21 protein-coding genes are annotated in these 18,322 nt (G+C 71.7%); 9 read left to right on the top strand and 12 right to left on the bottom strand.

Features of this window, described 5'->3' with window-relative positions:
- Positions 1-118: 118 nt before the first annotated feature.
- The 3 genes from Ae717Ps2_RS01680 to Ae717Ps2_RS01690 all read right to left on the bottom strand — a co-directional run bounded on the left by Ae717Ps2_RS01680 (position 119) and on the right by Ae717Ps2_RS01690 (position 2,163).
- Entirely contained in the window at positions 119-700 is a 582-nt protein-coding gene (locus Ae717Ps2_RS01680) for a TetR/AcrR family transcriptional regulator (RefSeq protein ID WP_075332930.1), read from the bottom strand.
- 44 nt (positions 701-744) lie between these two features.
- On the bottom strand, positions 745-1,077 hold the full coding sequence (locus tag Ae717Ps2_RS01685) for a DUF6204 family protein (RefSeq protein ID WP_075308512.1): 333 nt from the start codon (positions 1,075-1,077) through the stop codon (positions 745-747).
- Positions 1,078-1,446: 369 nt separating this feature from the next.
- On the bottom strand, positions 1,447-2,163 hold the full coding sequence (locus Ae717Ps2_RS01690; RefSeq protein WP_233147407.1) for a TetR/AcrR family transcriptional regulator: 717 nt from the start codon (positions 2,161-2,163) through the stop codon (positions 1,447-1,449).
- A gap of 197 nt (positions 2,164-2,360) precedes the next feature.
- Between Ae717Ps2_RS01690 and Ae717Ps2_RS01695 the strand changes: the two genes are divergently transcribed.
- Positions 2,361-3,377, top strand: coding sequence for a phosphotransferase family protein (locus Ae717Ps2_RS01695; RefSeq protein ID WP_075308510.1), 1,017 nt, complete (start codon positions 2,361-2,363; stop codon positions 3,375-3,377).
- Positions 3,378-3,406: 29 nt separating this feature from the next.
- Complete coding sequence (locus tag Ae717Ps2_RS01700) at positions 3,407-4,378, top strand: hypothetical protein (RefSeq protein ID WP_020624241.1); 972 nt, start codon at positions 3,407-3,409, stop codon at positions 4,376-4,378.
- 67 nt (positions 4,379-4,445) lie between these two features.
- Here the strand turns inward: Ae717Ps2_RS01700 and Ae717Ps2_RS01705 are convergent, their stop codons facing one another.
- On the bottom strand, positions 4,446-5,183 hold the full coding sequence (locus Ae717Ps2_RS01705; RefSeq protein WP_158071443.1) for an aminotransferase class IV: 738 nt from the start codon (positions 5,181-5,183) through the stop codon (positions 4,446-4,448).
- A 64-nt stretch (positions 5,184-5,247) separates the two neighbouring features.
- Between Ae717Ps2_RS01705 and Ae717Ps2_RS01710 the strand changes: the two genes are divergently transcribed.
- Positions 5,248-5,595, top strand: a complete 348-nt coding sequence (locus Ae717Ps2_RS01710; RefSeq protein ID WP_020624239.1) for a MerR family transcriptional regulator — start codon at positions 5,248-5,250, stop codon at positions 5,593-5,595.
- Between the two features lies 1 nt (position 5,596).
- Here Ae717Ps2_RS01710 and Ae717Ps2_RS01715 read toward each other — a convergent pair whose 3' ends face one another.
- Positions 5,597-6,199, bottom strand: a complete 603-nt coding sequence (locus tag Ae717Ps2_RS01715) for a TetR/AcrR family transcriptional regulator (RefSeq protein ID WP_075308506.1) — start codon at positions 6,197-6,199, stop codon at positions 5,597-5,599.
- A gap of 178 nt (positions 6,200-6,377) precedes the next feature.
- Between Ae717Ps2_RS01715 and Ae717Ps2_RS01720 the strand changes: the two genes are divergently transcribed.
- Together Ae717Ps2_RS01720 and Ae717Ps2_RS01725 are read left to right on the top strand one after the other, a co-directional pair.
- Positions 6,378-7,388, top strand: a complete 1,011-nt coding sequence (locus Ae717Ps2_RS01720) for a CPBP family intramembrane glutamic endopeptidase (protein WP_075308504.1) — start codon at positions 6,378-6,380, stop codon at positions 7,386-7,388.
- 83 nt (positions 7,389-7,471) lie between these two features.
- A complete protein-coding gene (locus Ae717Ps2_RS01725) occupies positions 7,472-8,038 on the top strand; it encodes a hypothetical protein (protein WP_233147408.1) in 567 nt (188 codons plus the stop codon).
- Between the two features lie 121 nt (positions 8,039-8,159).
- Here the strand turns inward: Ae717Ps2_RS01725 and Ae717Ps2_RS01730 are convergent, their stop codons facing one another.
- From Ae717Ps2_RS01730 to Ae717Ps2_RS01740, 3 genes are all read right to left on the bottom strand, one after another.
- A complete protein-coding gene (locus Ae717Ps2_RS01730) occupies positions 8,160-8,516 on the bottom strand; it encodes a hypothetical protein (RefSeq protein WP_020624235.1) in 357 nt (118 codons plus the stop codon).
- Between the two features lie 328 nt (positions 8,517-8,844).
- The gene (locus Ae717Ps2_RS01735; protein ID WP_083702238.1) at positions 8,845-9,657 is read right to left on the bottom strand and encodes a serine/threonine-protein kinase; all 813 of its coding nucleotides are present in this window, start codon (positions 9,655-9,657) and stop codon (positions 8,845-8,847) included.
- Positions 9,658-9,939: 282 nt separating this feature from the next.
- Positions 9,940-10,836 carry a MurR/RpiR family transcriptional regulator gene (locus Ae717Ps2_RS01740; protein ID WP_075308500.1) on the bottom strand — a complete coding sequence of 299 codons (897 nt, stop codon included), beginning with the start codon at positions 10,834-10,836 and terminating at the stop codon, positions 9,940-9,942.
- A gap of 127 nt (positions 10,837-10,963) precedes the next feature.
- On the opposite strand from Ae717Ps2_RS01740, the gene Ae717Ps2_RS01745 reads away from it, so the two are divergent.
- The gene (locus tag Ae717Ps2_RS01745) at positions 10,964-11,164 is read left to right on the top strand and encodes a YmdB family metallophosphoesterase (protein WP_139318830.1); all 201 of its coding nucleotides are present in this window, start codon (positions 10,964-10,966) and stop codon (positions 11,162-11,164) included.
- A 70-nt stretch (positions 11,165-11,234) separates the two neighbouring features.
- Here Ae717Ps2_RS01745 and Ae717Ps2_RS01750 read toward each other — a convergent pair whose 3' ends face one another.
- The 3 genes from Ae717Ps2_RS01750 to Ae717Ps2_RS01760 all read right to left on the bottom strand — a co-directional run bounded on the left by Ae717Ps2_RS01750 (position 11,235) and on the right by Ae717Ps2_RS01760 (position 14,429).
- Positions 11,235-11,846: a hypothetical protein gene (locus Ae717Ps2_RS01750; RefSeq protein ID WP_075308496.1), complete on the bottom strand. Its 612-nt coding sequence runs from the start codon at positions 11,844-11,846 to the stop codon at positions 11,235-11,237.
- An 86-nt stretch (positions 11,847-11,932) separates the two neighbouring features.
- On the bottom strand, positions 11,933-12,754 hold the full coding sequence (locus tag Ae717Ps2_RS01755) for a mycofactocin-coupled SDR family oxidoreductase (protein WP_198932124.1): 822 nt from the start codon (positions 12,752-12,754) through the stop codon (positions 11,933-11,935).
- 115 nt (positions 12,755-12,869) lie between these two features.
- Entirely contained in the window at positions 12,870-14,429 is a 1,560-nt protein-coding gene (locus tag Ae717Ps2_RS01760; RefSeq protein WP_075308492.1) for an alpha/beta hydrolase, read from the bottom strand.
- Positions 14,430-14,565: 136 nt separating this feature from the next.
- Here Ae717Ps2_RS01760 and Ae717Ps2_RS01765 point away from each other — a divergent pair, with 136 nt between their 5' ends.
- Genes Ae717Ps2_RS01765 through Ae717Ps2_RS01775 form a run of 3 tightly spaced genes read left to right on the top strand, consistent with a single transcriptional unit; the run spans position 14,566 to position 16,669 of the window.
- Positions 14,566-14,811, top strand: a complete 246-nt coding sequence (locus Ae717Ps2_RS01765) for a hypothetical protein (RefSeq protein ID WP_020624227.1) — start codon at positions 14,566-14,568, stop codon at positions 14,809-14,811.
- Positions 14,812-14,834: 23 nt separating this feature from the next.
- Positions 14,835-16,055: a sensor histidine kinase gene (locus Ae717Ps2_RS01770; protein ID WP_075332933.1), complete on the top strand. Its 1,221-nt coding sequence runs from the start codon at positions 14,835-14,837 to the stop codon at positions 16,053-16,055.
- Between the two features lie 11 nt (positions 16,056-16,066).
- On the top strand, positions 16,067-16,669 hold the full coding sequence (locus Ae717Ps2_RS01775; protein ID WP_086002317.1) for a response regulator transcription factor: 603 nt from the start codon (positions 16,067-16,069) through the stop codon (positions 16,667-16,669).
- A 96-nt stretch (positions 16,670-16,765) separates the two neighbouring features.
- On the opposite strand, the gene Ae717Ps2_RS01780 is transcribed toward Ae717Ps2_RS01775, so the two are convergent.
- Complete coding sequence (locus Ae717Ps2_RS01780; protein WP_075332934.1) at positions 16,766-18,307, bottom strand: long-chain-fatty-acid--CoA ligase; 1,542 nt, start codon at positions 18,305-18,307, stop codon at positions 16,766-16,768.
- Positions 18,308-18,322: the final 15 nt, after the last annotated feature.

Here is an 18,322-nt window from a genome sequence, read left to right on the forward strand (position 1 = left end):
GCCCTCTCCGTCGACGACGTTTCTGAACTCACTCGTTCATGAATGTGCGGCGACGGGTGTGCCGGGTCAAGGGGCGCGGCGATCCGGAGGCGATGTGTCCCGGTCCGGATGCGGCGCGTCAGGAGCGGGGGAGGAAACCCGGCAGGACGGCGTCGACGACGTCGGCCGCCCAGGTGTCGTCGAGGTCGCGGCCGGCGAGGTGGTCCGCGTAGAGGTTCCCGACCAGGGTGCTGACCAGCCGTTCGACGTCGACAGTGGGGTCGAGGTCGCCGCGTTCGACCCCGGCCCGGACCACGGCGGCGATGCCCGCCCGGCGGGGCAGCAGCGTGCTCCGCCGGATCGTCGCGAGCAGCTCGCCGGAGACGGGCTCGTCGGCCAGGCAGTTGCCGACGACGGCCATCCCGCCGACGTCGTCGTACTGGCGCCGCATGGCGTCGAGGTGGGCCACGAGATCCTCGCGCAGCAGACCGGTCGACGGCGGCACGTGGTCGACCTGCAGATGCTGCAGTGCTGCGGCGAGCAGCTCGGAGCGGCTGCGCCACCGGGTGTAGACGGTCACCTTCGACACCCCGGCCTCGGCGGCCACCCGGTCCATGGTCATCCGGGCCAGGCCCTCGGCGGCCAGCAGCCGGACCGTCGCCTCCAGCACCGCGACGTCCTTGGAGCGGTCCCGTGGGCGTCCCCGCGGTCGGTCGGTCACCGATTCAGGGTAGGTCCGGACGGGAGCGGTGGATGTCCCGGACGTCACCGTCCCCGTCGCTTGACCTTGATGGTGTCCAGGTCGGTGCAGACGGACCGCAGATCGCGCACGTCGGCGCCGAGGTCGCGGACGGCGGCCGTGGCCAGTTTCTCCGCCGCGACGACGACGTCGTCGATCGTGTCCTCGGCATCGGCCTTCACGACACAACGGAACGTGAAGGTGCGCAGGGACCGTTCGTAGGTGACGGTGCCCTCCTCGGTGAACTTCGACCGGAGCAGATCGTGGTCGTCGGCCATGGCCAGCAGCTCGGCTCGCTGGTCGTCGTCGAGTGTCGCGAACGTGCCATAGACGATGACCTGGTAGTTCTTGCGCGGCAAGGTGTGCTCCTCGGATGTCGGGGGACGGGGACGGTCAGGACGTGCCCGGTCGCCGCGGTTGCCGCGGCAGGAGGAACAGCAGGCAGATCACCGCGGCCGGGCTTGCGGACGCCCAGCAGAGCGCTTCGCTGAAGTGGCGGTGAACCTCGCGGAGTCGATGTCGGCCAGAGCGTTGCCGATTGCCTCCCGCGCGGCGGGGTCATCGGTGCCGGGGGCGCGGCAGGTCTCGGGCGCGCCGGTGAGGTCGGCCTGACTGTGGGCGTCGACGGCCGAGAGTCGCCTCCGCCGTCGTCGGCTTCACGTCCTCGCTCATGGGCTGTGGTCCAGTTCTTCGATGTGGCGGGCCGTCAGGCGGATCCGGCCATCGGCTCAGGGAGTGGTGCCGTTCTCCGGGGCGGGTGGTTCGGCGGGTTCGGCGGCGCTGCTGCGGGCCAGTGCGCTCCACGACCGCATCAGCAGATCCACCACGTCCATGACTCCTCCGGCCGGTCCGGCATCGGCCGAGAGCACGCGCTGGATGGAGAGTCCGTCGTCCAGGGCGTGCACGATCAGGGCGAGCAGCTCCACCGGTGCGGGCGGCGTGACCGACCGGGCGGCGAACCCCTGTGCGAGGGCCTGGGCCATCGCCTCCCGGGAACGGCGCTCGCGGTCGGCCAGTACCGACAGCACAGCCGGATCACGCATGCCGTGGAGCCACAGTTCGGTGCGCAGGGCCAGCCAGCTCGCGAAGTTCTCGTCCCGCTCGCGGTGCCAGTCACGCAGGTTCTCGATCGTCTCCTCGAACGAGCCGGCATCGGCGCTGAGTGCCTGCACCTCGGCCAGCTCGCGCTCGGTGCGCTGCTCCAGGAGGGCCAGGACCAGCTGCTGCTTGCCGTCGAAGTTGCCGTAGAAGGCGCCCCGGGTGTACCCGGCGCGTTCCACGATCTGTTCGACCGAGGTGCCGTTGACGCCGCGTTCGGCGAACAGGTCGGCCGCCGCCTGCAGCAGCTCCTGGCGCGTGATCTCCCGGCGCTCCTGCCGGGTGAGTCGTCTGCTGATGATGGCCTCCTTCCGGGTTCTCAGATACGGTACCGTATCCGGATGCAAGATCGTATCTGAATAGCCCAGGGTCGGCGGGTGGGCGATTCACGCCTCGTCAGCCGGGCCGGGTTGCTTATTTCTAATTCGGTTTCTAATCTGCGAACGTCCGGCCGTTCCCCGGCCCACGCAACGTCGCGGTGAGGAGTCCCGGTGATGCCCCGTCCCGACGGATCACGGCCGGACAGCCCTCGCCAGGGTGCGGCGTGACGGCGCCCCCGGCCCCGCCGGCGTTCACGGGCTGGCTCGGCGACCGCGTCCCCGGGCTCACCCCGCCGTTGCGGCTCGCCCGCGTCGGCGCGGGTCAGTCCAACATCACCTCTCTGGTCACCGACGCCGACGGGCGGGAGTGGGTCCTGCGCCACCCGCCTGCCGGCGCCCCGGCCGGGGCGCACGACGTGCACCGTGAGGCCCGTGTCCTGCGCGCCCTCGCCGGGTCGGGCGTGCCGGTGCCGACGGTGGTCGCCGAGGGAGCCGACGCCGGGGGGATCGACGGCCCGTTCTACGTCATGGACCGGGCGCCGGGCGCCCCACTGGTCGACGAGTCCGACGCCTCGGCCTGCACCGCGCGCCGGCGACGGGAGCTGTCGGTCGAGACGGTCGAGGTGCTCGCCCGCCTGCACGCGCTCGACCCGGCCGCCGTCGGTCTGGAGGGACTCGGCCGTCCGACGGGCTTCCTGGAACGCCAGACCGCCCGGACCGTCCGGAACTGGGCGGCGTGGGGGGAGGGCTCCGCGGCGACGCCCGCGTGGGAGGAGTGCCGCCGTCGCATCACCGCCACGGTGCCTCGCCAGCAGCGCACGGTGATCACCCACGGCGACTACCGGCTGTCCAACCTGCTCGTGCGGGACGGCCGGATCACCGCCGTGCTCGACTGGGAGCTCTGCACCCTCGGCGACCCCCTGGCCGACCTGGCGTGGCTGCTCGACGACTGGCGCTCCCCGCAGGAGCCCGCGATCGTCATCCCCCGTCCCACCCGGGCCGGCGGGTTCGCCACCCGCACCGAGATCGTCGACGCCTACGCGGCCCGTACCGGCCTGGACGTCGGCGACCTCGACCACTACTGCGCCTTCACTCACTGGAAGGCCGCGACCCTGCTGCAGGGGGTCCTCGTCCGCCGACGCTCCGGGAGCATGGGCGAGCACGGGGCCCTCGACCTGCGTTCGCTGCAGGACTCCGTCGAGCACCTGCTCGACGGGGCACTGCGCCTGCTGGGCCGCTGAACCGACACCCGAGACGCGGAGAGGACACCGTGCGCCCCGAGGACGACTACACCCACCCGGTTGGGCCCGAGCCCCACTTCAACGAGTCCATGTACGTGCACTTCAACGACCCGGTGGCGCGCCTCGGCGGCTTCCTGCGGATCGCGAACCGGCCCAACGAGGGCCGGGGCGAGGTCACCGTCTGCCTGTTCCTCCCCGACGGCCGCCTCGGCTTCTCCTACGCCCGCCCCGAGGTGACGTCGAACGAGGCGTTCGACAGCGCCGGGATGGCCTTCCGTGTCCGCGAGCCCTTGCGTCACCTCGACGTCTCCTACGCCGGGCCGCTCACGCTCGTCGCCGATCCGGCGGCGATGGACGACCCGCGCACGGCGCTGGGCGGCAGCCCGACGGTCGAGGCCGTCGTCGAGCTGGCGGTGCACGGCATCGCGCCCGTGTTCGACCACAGCTTCGACACCGACGGGGGCTCCTTCGCCCCCAACCACTACGAGCAGCCGCTGTCGGCGCAGGGCCGGATCGTGGTCGACGGGGTCGAGACCGCGGTCGGCGGCCACGGCCTGCGCGACCACTCGTGGGGCCCGCGGTCCTGGCAGGCACCGTGGTTCTACCGCTGGCTGCACGGAACCACCGACGGGTTCGCGTTCATGGGGGCGTGGTTCGGCAGCCCGGACGGTTCGTCGGTGCACGGCGGCTTCGTCTGGGACGGCGGGACGGTGCACGAGGTCGACGGGATGGAGATCGTCACCGACCGTGACGGCCGGGACGAGCAGACCGGCATCGGCCTGGTCCTGCGTTCCGGCGGGCGGGAGTGGCGCCTGCGCGGCCGCGCGGAGGCGACCGTGCCGCTGCGGAACCGGCGCACCACCGAGGGCGGCGACCCGGCGGTGACCCGGCTCGTGGAGAGCCTGATGACCTGGACCGGTGAGGACGGCCGCACCCTGGGTGGCATGTCGGAGTACCTGGACCAGATGGTCGGGGGCAGGCCGGTCGGCCTGGCGGTCTGACCGGCCACCTGCCGCGGTGCGGCGCCGGACGTGCGGTGCGCAGCGGTCGGGGTCACAGCAGTCGTGGTCACAGCGGCTCTGCGGCATCGGCGTCGAAGGCGTTCCGCAGCCGGCGTACGAACCGTGGGTCAGGGGCGAGCTCCCGGTGCCCGATCCCGGTGATCGGCACGGCGGGCGTCCAGGAGTTCATGACGACGGCGGACAGGCCGCCGAGGTCCGACGGGCGGACCTCCCGCTCGTCCTGCGGGACGCCGGCGAGGTGGAGCTGTCGGCGCACGATCTGCATCGTGGTCCCGACGAGCAGGTCGGCCCGAGGCCAGATCACGGTGTCGCCGTCGGAGAACGCCAGGTTCCAGATGGTGCCCTCGCTGATCCGGCCGGCCCGGTCGAGGAACACGGCGTCGTCGAACCCGCGCTGCCGTGCCCGGCGCAGGTGATGGGTCTTCGCGCCCTCCCCGACGTGCTTGATGTGCGGCAGGAACCGTTCGTGCTCGACGGCGTCGAGCAGGAACGGCCCGCGCGGTCCGTCCGAGGGGGCATCGGTCCGCACGGTCACGTCCAGCGGACGGTCGTCGTCGGCGGGCACGAACTCGCCCTCGGCCGGCCGGATGGTCACCACCATCGACAGGGACCGGGGACCGGCGGCGACCGCCTGACGCATCCGGTCACGGAGAAGCCCGTCGTCGACCGCGCGGCCGAACAGGTCGTGCGAGGCACGCTGCAGGCGGGCCAGGTGCAGGTCGAGCCCGCGCACCGCGCCGTCGGAGTTAGAAGGCCGGCCGTTCCGCCAGAGTCTCGCTGCCATGGACCCGACCGTAGAATCTGACATCGTTGTCAGGTTCAACCCGCGCGACGGAGAGGTGCATCACGTGCGGATCGGGGAGCTGTCCCGTGCGACCGGAGCCAGTCCCCGGTCGCTGCGGTACTACGAGGAGCAGGGACTGCTGCGCCCTCGTCGCGACGACTGCGGGTACGGGCACCGCCGGTACGACGCCGACGCGGTCGACACCGTCCATGCGATCAGAGCCCTTCTCGCCGCGGGAGTGCCGACCGGACTGATCTACGACCTGCTGCCCTGTGCGCAGGGGCCGGGACCGCAGCTGGAGCGGTGCGCCGAGCCGATGGTGCGGGAGCAGCTCGCCCGGGTCGACGCTCAGGTCGCGGCGCTGACCGAGGCCCGCGACCGGCTGCGCGCGGTCCTCGACATGGTCGGATAGCTCATCCCCGGAACCCGCCCGTCGGCCGCAGTACCGCCGCGGCGGCGGTCGCGAGCGTGCCGGCCTCGAACGGGAGGCGCGTCCGGTCGCCCGGCAGAGCGCGTTCGGTCAGCAGGCCGGAGAGCACGGTCAGGAGGAAGCGGGCATGGTGCTCGAGCCCGCCCGGGGCGAGCTGGCCCTCCTCCTGCAGGACGGCCAGCCACTTCTCCATGCGGTGCACGGCGAGCCGCTCGAGGGCCAGGTAGGTGTGGGTGGCGTCCTCGGACGGCGGGGTCGCGATGTAGGCCTCGTACTGGGCGCGCCAGTGTGCTCGCGCCTGTTCGCCCGTCCCGACCTGCGACACCATCAGTTGCAGGCAGGCCACCAGACGTTCGGCGGGCGTCCGGGTGGCGTCCTGCATCGGGTCCTCGGGCAGGTCGATGTCGTGGATCCCGGCGACCACGGTGTCGATCAGCTCGCGCTGGGTCGGGAAGAAGTGCCGCAGCGACCCGGTGCTGACCCCGGCCCGGGCGGCGACCGCCCGCACGCTCAACCTGGCCGTCGGGTCCTCGCCGAGCATGCTCGCCGCTGCGATGAGGATCTTGTCCCGCGTGCTCCGGGCCATCGGCCTCCTCGCTCCGTCCGGTGGTCGTCGACGCTTGTCTATCACACTGTGCTAGCTTCGATCGCGACTAGTACAGCGTGATAGTCGCGAACGGCGGCGATGCAGGAGCTCCCAGCGGGAGCTCCTGGCCCCTCGGCCGGATGTGTCGATCGCGTACCGGACGACGAGGAGTAGACGGATGACCACCCCCGACCGACCCTGGCTGCTCCAGGAGGACCGGCCCGCACCGACTCCCGGCGTGCCGGCCGGGGTCGAGTACCACCGTGTCCACACGGGCGAGAGACGACGCGTCCTGCGCGGGCTCGTCGCGATCGGGCTGCTCGTGGCCGGGTTCGTCGGGTTCGCGGTCCTGTTCCGGAGCCTGTCGGAGATCGTCGACGCGGCGCTGTTCGACCGCTCCGGACCGTCCACCCCGCTGCGCCAGGCCGCCGGTGCGCTGGCGCTGGCGTTGTTGATCCCGTACAGCATGCTGATCGAGCGTGTCCTCTACGGCGTCCCCGCCCGGTCGCTGCACTCGGTGGCGGGGCGATTCCGGTTCGGGGTACTCGGTCGCGCACTGCTGGTGTTCGGTCCGCCGCTGCTGCTCGTGATCGCGCTCGGGATGCCGGCCTCGGTGGACTCCGCGCCGTGGACGACCGCCGATCTGGTCTGGTACTTCGTCATCGGGATGCTGCTGACCCCGCTCGGTGCGGCGGGGGAGGAGTACGGGTTCCGCGGGCTGATGTTCCGGGTGCTCGGGGGCTGGACCCGCGGGGCCCGCTCCGGTGCGGTCCTCGGCATCGTCGTGACCACCGTCCTGTTCTCGCTCGCGCACGGAACGCTCGACCCGTTCCTGTTCGGCTCCTACCTCGTGCTGTTCTCCACGATGGCGATCGTGACCTGGCGGACGGGTGGGCTCGAGGTCGCCGTCGTGCTGCACGGGGTCTACAACGTGACCTTCCTCGTCCTCGGCACGACCTTGCACCTCGACGTCGGGGCGGAGCTCGCGAGCCGGGCGGAGGCGGTCGGCTCATGGGCGAACCTGGTCCCCAGCGCCATGCTGGCCGTCATCACGGCGGTCGTCTGGTGGACGACCCGCAGGGACGGACCCGCGCGGACGCCGGTGACCGGGTGGCCGGCGCGTGGTTCCCGCGCGGTCGAACCGCCCGGAACCCTGCCGGCGGCCACGACCGGGACGCAGCAGCGGTGAGCCCGAGTTGGAACGAACGCCGGCTGACCAGGCGGGCGAAGCCGGGCGACGGGAGACCGCTGAAGCCGTTCCGCTGGTGGCAGATGGTGCGACGCTCGGTGCTGTCGACCACCCTGACCGTCGACGGCCGGCCGGTCGTGCACACCGTCGAGGTCAAGCACGGCGGGGACGCCCACGACGGTGTGGTCCGTGCGCGGCTCTACCTCGACGGCCGTCTCCGGCTGGAGTCCGCGCTCCCGGCGCGCTTTCCCGTCGCGGGCGGTCACATCGAGGTCCGACGGAGCGAGGCGGGGATGCGTCGCTGCCACTTCGTCGGCGACGACGGCACCGTGCAGCGCCTCGTACCCGACCCCCGATCCGCCGAGGGGCGCCGCATGCGGTTCGCGCGGGAACGCCCCGCCGCGAGCGCACTCATCGGAGCCGTGTCCGTCCTGATGCTGCTCATCGGCGTCGGCCTGAACCTGCTGCAGATCGCGGAGCCGATCTCCCGGATCCCACCGATCGCCGCGACCGTCGGCACCTTCGTGTCCCCGGTGCAGCTGCCGCTGTGGCTCAACCTCACCCTCGGCCTCGGCGCGGCCGTCGGCGCCGTCGAACGCGCGATGCGCATGCGTTACCACTGGCTCCTCGACAGCGGCGCCGGCACCTGAGGGCCCACGTGGACGGGGCCGTGGCCCGCACCGCCGGACAACGACACGACGGCCCTCGGGAACAGGAGGAGTCCCGAGGGCCGTCGCCACTGCCGCGGCCTGGTGGCCGGTGCGTCGTGGCTCAGTCGACGCTGTCGCCGGCGCCGCCGGCCTGCGCGCAGGTGTCGGACTGGTCGGTGACCGAGTCGCCGGACTTGGCCTTGGCCTCGCCCAGGATGCCCAGGGCGCCGGTGAGGCCGTTGGCCGCGCCGAGGTCCTCGACCGGGACCTGCACGCCCAGCACGTTGACCGGGATGTTGTTGTTGCAGAACTGGATCGGGACATCGGCGTTGTTGCCGTTCAGGCCCGCGATCAGGCCCTTGGCGTCCTTGTCGATGCCGTCGCCGTGGTGGTGGCCCTCGGCGGCGAACGCCATCGGGGAGATGGCCATCAGGCCCGCCGCGGACGCGGCGACGATGAGCCCAGCCTTCTTCAGCACGTGTTCTCCTGGTGGGTTCGGGCCGCGCCGCCTGTCGTGAGGTCGACGCAACCTGTCCGTGCCGGCACTCGGAAGGGTGGGAGCCCGTACCGGCTACCAGTGAGAATGCGGCACCACGGAAGGTCATCTCAATTCCTGTCACACCATTGTGTGCCGGAACTACGGGGCGTGTGGATACTCGCCAAAACGGCGGAAGAACCGCGATTCGAAACCGGCGACGACGCGCGGCGGCGGTGACGCTGTGCGGCCGCGGACACTCGGCTGGGACGCTGATTGCAGACGCAATGGTGTCTGCGTGCTCGGTGGCGTGAATTCTCGCCGAGAACTGCTACCGACGGTGTTGTAGCCGTATTGCCATATCGGCGGCTATCAGGCGCTCCTCGGCCCGCTGGTAGGTCGCGTCGAACAGGGCCTGTCGCAGGTGGCCGGGCAGGGTGTCGGGAATGCGTGGTGGCCGGTGGAGCCGGTCCATGGCGGATTCCATGGTGTCGCCGGGGTACTCGCGACGCCCGGTGTGGGCTTCGAGCAGGACCAGGGCCAGGGCGTAGACGTCGACGGCGGGTGTGACGGCCTCGCCGGTGACCTGTTCGGGCGCGAGGTAGCTCGCGGCGCCGAGGAGCGTGTTGAGCTGGGTCAGTGCGGTGTAGCCCATGACGCGGGCGCTGCCGAAGTCCGCCAGGCGTGCCCGCCCGGTGCGGGAGCAGAGGAAGATGTTGGCGGGCTTGATGTTGCGGTGTACGACGCCGCGGGCGTGCAGGTGCGCCAGCCCCGACGCGATGTCGACCCCGACCTGTGCCGTCTCCTGCACGGTGAGGGGGCCCTGGTCGAGTCGTGCGGCCAGGGTCCGGCCCTCGACGAGCTCGGAGACCAGGTAGGGGTGGCCGGTGTCGACGCCTCCGTCCAGCAGTCGCACGAGGCTCGGATGGGACAGGTGCTGCATGGCGCGCAGCTCGCGGCGTTGCCGGTTCAACCCGGTGACGTCGCACCTGTCGAGGAGCAGTTTGACCGCGACGGCCCGATTCCCCGGTGGGTCCCAGGCTCGATAGACCGTCGCGGTGGACCCGCTACCGATGTGGGTCGCGAGGATGTAGCGCCCGGCGACCACATCGGTCGCCGGGACCGGTGACTCCGTCACTGCCATGGCACACTGTGCAGGCGACGTGCCCCGCAGTGTCCAGACCCTCGGCAGAAGTTCACGCTAGCGAGCGGAGAACTGCGTCCCGGATTCCAGCGCCGCGGTGCCGGTCTCGGTCACGGTGATCACATGAGTGGTGTCGCATTCGCTGCAGCTCGGTGGTTCGAGAGCGGGGCGGCCCTTTTCCCCGGCTCGGCGGAATGGATCGGGACGTCGACATGGCGAACGACGGCGGGTTCGGCCGCAGGCGGGCTCGACGGGCCAACGCTCCGGCCGGACCGGCTCGGGTCAGACGCGGTGGGCGGTGATGGCGTCGGTGTAGAGCTGCTGAGCGGTCGAGGCCGCGGTGGGGTAGTCGTCGGCGAGGAGCGCGACGAGGATGTCGACGACGGCGAGGTGGACGAGGCGGCTGGCCGTCGCTTCCAGGCCGTGTCGTTCGGGGGCACCGGCGACGACCGCGTGGCGGCAGAGCTCGGTGAACGGGGAACGCAGGTAGCTGGTGACCCCGATGGTGACGGCCCCGCTCTCGGTGGCAGCGCGCAGTGCGGTGAGGGTCTCCTGGGTCTGACCGGTGTGGCTGATCGCGAGACAGCATCCCCGGGGGCCCAGTGTGCGGGCGGCGAGGTGCTGCTGGTGCGGGTCGGTCAGTACTTCCGTGCGCACGCCGAGCATGCGTAGCCGGTATCCGGCATCGGCCGCGATCGGCGCGGACGTGCCCACCCCGGCGACGAGGACCCGCTCGGCCCCGCGCAGCAGGCGGACGATCTCGGCCAGCACGGCGTAGTCGAGGGAGCCGGGCAGCTGCTCGAGCCCTGCGGTCGCCGCGGCGAGGACGGCGCGCACCGTGTCGGTCGGGGTGCCGGGGGCCCGCACGCCTGCGTCGGCACTCGATGCGGTCTCGGCCGCCAGGCGGAGCTTCAGGTCGTGGAAGCCCTTCAGGCCGAGGTTGTCCTGGCAGAACCGCACGACACTCCCGACGGAGGTGTCGGTGCGGTCGGCCAGCTCGCTCACGGTCAGCCCCACGATCTCGGCCGGAGCGGCGAGCACGGCGTCACCGATCCGGGCTCCGGTCGGCGACAGGCTCGGCCGCAGCGCGCGGATGCGGGCCGTGACCGTGCCCACCAGGGCGAGTGCCGGACGCGCGTCGGTGTCCGGGGCGACGGGGGGAGGAACCGGTCGGGCCATGACTCGACCCTATGCGGACCGTCGCCCGACTTCCGCGGGTTCCACCGAAACCGGTGGGAAGTTCCATCCATCGTTCACCTCCGCTGAGGACGGAGTTTCATCGCGGTCCCTAGCTTCGGAGGGCGTGATGACGAGCCGCACAGACCGTGTTCTGACCACCCACACCGGCGGTGGATTCGACCCGATGCACTTCGTCGCGAAGCTGCGCGGTGAGGACCACACGGCACTGCCCGCGTACACCCTCGCCGAGGGTCCCCTGGCCCTGGGAGCGGTCGTGCTCGACATCGACCCCACTGGCGCGACCACGGCGATCACCCGCATCAGCTGAGCCCGCAGGCCGCGGAGCCCCTCGGGGCCGGGTCCGGGGCGGGGTGGAGGTGTGCTCCGGCGCGGGCCGGTCAGCCCACCAGGAGCCTGGGGAGCAGGTACACCACCGAGAACGCCTCGTAGTAGGCCCCGATCACGAGAATGACGATCGTCGGAAGCGCCAGCCAGGCGAGGCGCTGGAGGCCGATCACGTACGCGCGACGACGTGTGTCCACTCCGAGATAGCTCGGACGGATCCACCCGCGACCGAGCTGGTACACCCCGAACATGACGACGGCGTACCCGAGGAGCTCGATGAGGAGGGTCAGCGAGTGCGGGATGAGCACGGTCGCGGTCGTCGCATCGGTCGGTGCGATCGAGACGCCGACGTTGAACATGTACAGCGTGATGACGGGGATGCCGAGGAACGGCACGATCAGCGAGGGGATCACGATGCCGCCGACGGCGGCCACGAAGAGGTTGATCAGAAGGATCGTGGTCCCGAAGAGCCAGGGGTTCGTGATCATCGTGTTGACGAGCTCGTCGGACACCCCGCCGGCGACCAGCGTGGGCAGCTCGAGGCCGGGGAACAGGATTCCGGTTCCCATGCCGAGCAGCAGTGCTGCGAAGATCAGCACGACGAGCAGCGTCAGCCCGCGCGGGTCCGAGCGCAGGATCTCGATCGGTCTGCGGATCAGGTTCATGACGTCCTCTCACAGTGGTGGATGGTGCGATCGCAGCCCGGGCGCGTCTCGGTGCGGTGCCCGGTCCGGCGGAGGCCGATGAGGGGCTAGAAGCGGCGCACCGCGCTGCCCTGGTCCACCGGGAGCACGGCGCCGCTGATCCAGCGCGAGGCCGGGCTCGCAAGATAGAGGACGGCGTCGGCGACATCGGCGGGTTCGACCCAGGGTTCACCCATGGGCATGAGGGCACGGAACACGTCCGTGCAGTCGTCGAGGGACGGGGCGGCCAGGTCGGGCCGGAACACCCGGAGCTGTCCGGTGTTCTCGGTGACCATCGGGGTGTTCACGATCGAGGGGGCGATCACGTTGACCCGGATGTGGTCGGACGCGACCTCGTTGGCGACGGACGCGGCGAACGCGACGACGGCGCCCTTCGTCGCGACGTAGTCCGAGAGGCCGGGAGCGTTCTTCAACGCGGCCGCGGAGCTGGTGATGATCACCGATCCACCGCGTCCTCCGGCCTTCAGATGGGGGAGGGCGGCGGCGACCGTGTGGAAGACCCCGGTGAGGTTGATCCCGATGACGTCCGCCCACCGGTCGTCGGAGATGGACGAGACGTCGCCTGCCGGTGGGGAGACGCCGGCGTTCGCGACCACGATGTCGAGTCGCCCCCACTCCGAGACCGCGCGGGCCAGCAGGGATTCCACACCCGCGCGATCGCGGACGTCGATCGCGGACACCATGACTCGTCGTCCGAGTGCCTCGATCTCGCGACGCACGTCGTCGAGGTCCGCCGTCCCGCTCATCGGGTAGTCCATCGTGTCGACCGGCGCCGCGCGGTCGAGGCCGACGATGTCGGCCCCGTGCGCGGCGAGGGCGAGGGCGTGTGCGCGGCCCTGTCCACGCGCGATCCCGGTCACGAATGCCACGGATCCTGCGAGCATGTCTGTCGTCTCCGTTCATGGGGAGGTCTAGGGGTGTGTGCGGGTGTCCCCGGGCCCGCTCCGCGGGCGATCGCGGACGACGGTGGCCTGGCCACCGTGCTCAGCTGCCGCAGTGCGAGTCCTGCGGCGGGGTCGTGAGGTCGATGAGGTGGTCGGTGACGGCCGTGTCGACGCAGGCGTTGCCGCCGTAGAGGGCGATGCCGTGCTGCGCCGCATCGACGGTCAGCAGGCTGCTGCCCAGTCGGCGGGCCAGAGTGACGCCGCCCTGGTAGGGGGTGCCCGGGTCGTCGGTCAGCGAGACGACCAGCGTGGGTGGCACCCCGGCCGGGTCGGTGAGCCACGGGGTGGGTCGGCTCGGCGGCTCGGGCCACCCCTCGCACTCGTAGTGGGTCGGTCCGCCGGGGCGGCCGGGGTCGAGGAACGGGGCGGCTCGTCGCGCCTGGTCCCGCAGCTCGGTCTGCTCGGCGGGGCTGCGGGGGTTGTCCATGCAGCGGATGGCGAGGTTGGCGTCGATGTGGGTGGATCCGCCGTAGTGGCCGTCGGGGCCGCGCCCGAGTGAGGAGTCCCGCAGGGCGAGCAGCGTGTCGCCGCGGCCCGCGGCCAGTTCACGGAGCCCCTGGAGGATCTGCGGTCGTTGGGCGGGGGAGAACAGCGAGCTGTACACGGCCTGGGTCATGTCGGCGTAGGTGAGCCCGCGGCCGGCGGCGGTGGGGGCGGGTCGGTCGAGCAGGGGGCGGGTGAGGTCATGGAAGACCTCGGTCGCGCGGGCCGGGTCCGTGCCCAGCGGGCAGTCCGGCTCGGTGGCGCAGGCGGCGGCGATGTCGTCGAAGGCCTTCTGCCAGGCCTCGAACTGGGTCAGCCGGAACTGCGGTTCGGACTTCTCGGGGTCGACGGCCCCGTCGATGACCATCGCGCGCAGGTTCTGCGGGAACGCCTGGGCGTACATCGCACCGAGCTCGCTGCCGTAGCTGTAGCCGAGGTAGGTGAGCTTCTCGTCGCCCAGCGCGGCGCGCAGGACGTCCATGTCCTGGACGACGTTGCTGCTCCCGACACTGGTCAGCTTCTCCACACCACCGGTGGCCTCGGTGCACCGGACGGCGATGTCCCGGGCCCTCTCGCTGTCGGGGACGTCGAAGAGGTAGGTCGAGGGCGGTACGCCGCGGTCGGTCTCGGCGTCGGTGAAGCAGTCCACCCGCGGTGTCGACGCGCCGACCCCGCGCGGGTCGAATCCGATGACGTCGAAGCGCTCCCCGACCGGGACGTTGTCCCAGACCGGCCCCAGGGACGCCACGAAACTCGCCCCGGATCCGCCCGGCCCGCCCGGGTTGACCAGCAGTGATCCGATCTTCTCGCCGCGTGCCTTCGCCCGGAGCAGGGCGACCTGTCCGCGCGGGCCGTCGGGGTCGGCGTAGTCCAGCGGGACCTCGACGCGCGCGCAGTCGAAGCGGTCGTTCGCGTAGACGGCCCGGTCGGCCGCCGAGGTCGCGAAGGAGTCGCAGGGCTGCCAGGTGATCTGCTGGTCGTGGAAGGCGGCCAGCTCCGGCGCCGGTGCGGTCGCGGCCGTGGTGGCTGCGCCCGGTGGGGCGGGGGCGCCGCAGGCGGCGAGCGCCGTCAGCGACACGACCCCCAGGGCGAGCCGGAGCAGGTGCGAGCGGAACATGCCGTCTCCTCGGGTCGAGAATGTCGGCTTCCATCGCACCTGCCCACGCGCCGGTGGCACAGTGGCACGAGGTCACCGCAGCACATGACGCCGTGTCACTACCGTTGCCGAGGAGCGTGCCGGACCGTTGACGACCATGAAGCTGCTGGACCTGATCCTCACCGCTCTGACCATCGTCTCCGTGACCGTCGTCGTCGCCTACTTCGGACTGGCCTACGACACCGGGCTGTTCACCGTGCTGCCGGAGTCGATCACCGGGTTCTTCCTGCGTAACGACGCCCTCCAGTGGGTGGCGGTGGTCGTGCTCGTCGTGGGGCTGGTGGGCAAGCTCCTGGTCGGGCGCATCCTGAAGCGCCGCCGCCTGGAGCCGACGCGGGCGTGAGCGACATCAGCACGGGGAGCCCCATGACCGAGCCCGAGACCGAGACCGGCGGGACCGGCCCTGCCGGTGTCGACCCGGCCGGGACCGACAGGGGCGCCGGTGCGGACGTGGGTACCGCGGCCGCCCGGGTGCGGCGGGCCGCGATGTTCACCGCGCTCGCCGCGATCGCTCCGCTGTGCGTCGTCGGTGTCGCGCTCACGGCCAGCACCCGGTTGGAAGGTCTCATCGTCGCCGTCGGGCTGGTCCTGGCCCTCGGCGTGCTCCGGGAGTGGAGCCTCGACGGCTACACGCGCACCGCCGTGTTCACCCTGGCCTTCACGGGTGTGAACTGGCTCGTCGCCGCCCTGACCGCCGCCAGCCCGATCACCTTCGTGCCCTTCGCCCTCATCGGGTCACTGCTGGCGTCCGGCCGCCGGCGACACCGGAAGCTGTGGGTCGGTGCGCTCGCCGTGGTCGTCGCGGCATCGGGTGCCACGGCGCTCCTTCCCCGGCCGCCCACGGTGCCCCTCGTCGGCCAGTACGTGCTCCTGCCTCTGCTCGGCACGCTGTTCGTCGCCGGTGTCATCGTGGTCTGCGAGTACGGGTGGACCGTCGTTCGACGTCTGGAGCGGGCCCGGGAGACCGAGCGCGAGCTGGCGATCGCCCACGAGCGGATGCGCTTCGCAGGCGACCTGCACGACATCCACGGGCACTCGCTGCACGTCATCAAGCTCAAGGCCGCGTACGCGCAGACCCTCGTCCGCAGCGGTGACACCGCGGCGGCCGAGGCCGAGCTCGCCGAGATCCGTGGACTCGCCGCCGACGCCATCACGAGCACCCGCGAGCTCGCCCACGCACGCCACCAGCTCAACCTGCCCGCCGAGCTGGAGAACACCCGCCGCCTCGGCGAGGCCGCCGGCATCGCGGTCGAGATCCGGTACGACCCCGACGCCGACCGGGCCCACCCGCTCCTGGCGCAGGTGCTGCGCGAGGCCACGACCAACCTGCTCCGCCACGCCCACCCGCGCACCGTCGGCATCACCGCATCCAGCACTCGGATCGAGATCACCAACGACGGCCTCACCGCGGACGCGGACCCCGAACCCGAGCTGAGCGGGCTCGCCCGTCTGCGGGACCGTCTCGTCGCCGCCGGCGGCGACCTGCACGTGAGCACCACGCGGACGACGTTCTCCGTCGCCGCCCACCTCGACCGGTCCGCCGTCGGCGACCACCGCGACACGGGCCCGGGGACGGAGTCCCGATGACCGACCCGGCGATCGCCCGCATCGTTCTGGCCGACGACGAGAAGCTGCTGCGCAGCGCGATGGCGGCGCTGCTGCCCCTGGACGGGACGATCACGGTCGTCGCGCAGGCGGAGGACGGCGAGCAGGCGGTGCGCGAGACACTGGACCACCGTCCCGACGTTCTCGTCATCGATCTCGAGATGCCCGGTACCAACGGCCTCGACGCCGTCGCCCGCATCCGGGAGCACCACCCCGACCAGCCCGTCCTGATGCTCACCCGCCACGCCCGCCCGGGAGTCCTGCGCCGTGCGCTCAAGCTCGGGGTGCAGGGGTTCATGAGCAAGAGCGCCGACCCCGAGGACATCGTCCGGGTGATCCACGAACTCCGCGCCGGACGGCGCTGGATCGCCCACGAGGTCCTCGAGGCCTCCGTCATCGACGACTGCCCCCTCACCGACCGCGAGATCGAGGCACTGACCGAGACACGCGAGGGCTACTCCGTCGCGCACATCGCCCGCCGCCTCCACCTCGCCCAGGGGACCGTGCGCAACTATCTGTCCAGCGCGATGCAGAAGACCGGCACCCACACCCGCCACGACGCCGCCCGCCACGCCCATGAACACGGCTGGCTGTGACGGCCGAGGCCCTCGGCCCCGCTGTCGGGGCCGCGTCGGGCAGGCAGACGGTCTGCCGCTGACGGCTCGGTCAGCGAGTGCTCCTACGACCGTCGATCACGCCCCTCGCGGCTCGCGGAGCTCACGCTTGAGGATCTTGCCGGTGGGGTTGCGGGGCAGTGCGTCGATCAGTTCGACGATGGAGGGGCACTTGTAGTGCGCCAGCCTGTCGCGGCAGTAGGCGATGAGCTCGGCGGGATCCGGGGTGCTGCCCGGCTGCGCCACCACCACGGCCTTCACCGTCTCACCCCACTTCTCGTGCGGTGCGCCGATCACGGCGACCTCGGCCACCTGCGGGTGTGTGGCCAGCACCCGCTCGACCTCCGCGGGGTACACGTTCTCCCCGCCGGAGATGATCATGTCCTTGACGCGGTCCTCCAGGAACAGGTACCCGCTCTCGTCGACCCGCCCGGCATCGCCGGTCCGCAGCCAGCCGTCGACGAAGACGTCCGCGGTGGCGTCGGGCTTGTTCCAGTAACCGGCCATCGCCTGGTCCGACCGGACCCAGAACTCTCCGACCTGTCCGTCGTCGACGTCCTCGCCCGTCGCCGGGTCGACCACCCGGACGACGCTGCCCGGCAGCGGGCTGCCGGCCGAGGCGAGCAGGTGGGTGCGCTCGGGATCGCGGTGCTCATCCGGCCCGAGCACGCAGAACACCCCGGACAGCTCCGTCATCCCGTAGACCGAGTACAGGGGAGTGTCGAGCGTGGCGAGGGTCTTCTGCATGAGGGACGCCGGCATCGGCGACCCGCCGTAACCGAGGACCCTCAGCGAGGACAGGGCGGTCCGTGCCCGGTCCGGTTCGGCGAGGAGCATCCCGACCACCGCCGGGACGAAGAAGGCGTGGGTCGCGCGGCGCCGTTCGACGAGGTCGAGAATGGCGTCGGGGATCATCTCGCGTACGACGATCGTGCGGCTGCCCGTGTACATGCTGCCGAGCGCCCAGCTGGTGCCGCCGACGTGGAACAGCGGCATCGCGACGACGTTGACCGTGGACTCGTCCATGTCGTAGGCACGACCGACGGCCACGGTGTGGGCGGTCATGCTGCGCTGGGTGAGCAGGGCGCCCTTCGGCCAGCCGGTCGTCCCCGAGGTGTAGAGCTGCAGGAAGCAGTCGTCGTCGGTCGCGGGATGGCGGTCGGCGTCGGCGAGTGGCGTGGCCGCGGCGAGCCACTGCTCGTACTCGTCGGACTCGCCGCCGAGCACCACGACCGTGGCCAGACGCGGCAGCGTGTCGCGCAGGGCGGCCACCGTGTCGGCGAACTCGGCACCGACGACGGCGAGCACCGCACGCGAGTCGTCCACCACGTAGGCCAGCTCCTCGGGTGCGAGCCGGAAGTTGACGACCGCGTTCGCGGCACCGATCAGGGACGCCGCCAGGGTCAGCTCGAGACAGGCCGGGTGGTTCTTGTCGACCACAGCGATCCGGTCTCCGGGGGCGACCCCGGCCGAGCGCAGCGCGCCCGCGGCCCGGCGGACGCGCTCGTCGAGCTCCGACCACGTCCAGGAGCGGTCACCGAAGGCGAGTGCCTCCGTGTCCGGGGCCTTGGCGAGCCAGCGCTCGACGATGCCGTAGATGTGCGGCAGCTCCGCGGTCATGGGGCCTCCTCGGTG

The sequence above is a fragment of the Pseudonocardia sp. Ae717_Ps2 genome (assembly GCF_001932475.1).
Taxonomy (GTDB): Bacteria; Actinomycetota; Actinomycetes; order Mycobacteriales; family Pseudonocardiaceae; genus Pseudonocardia.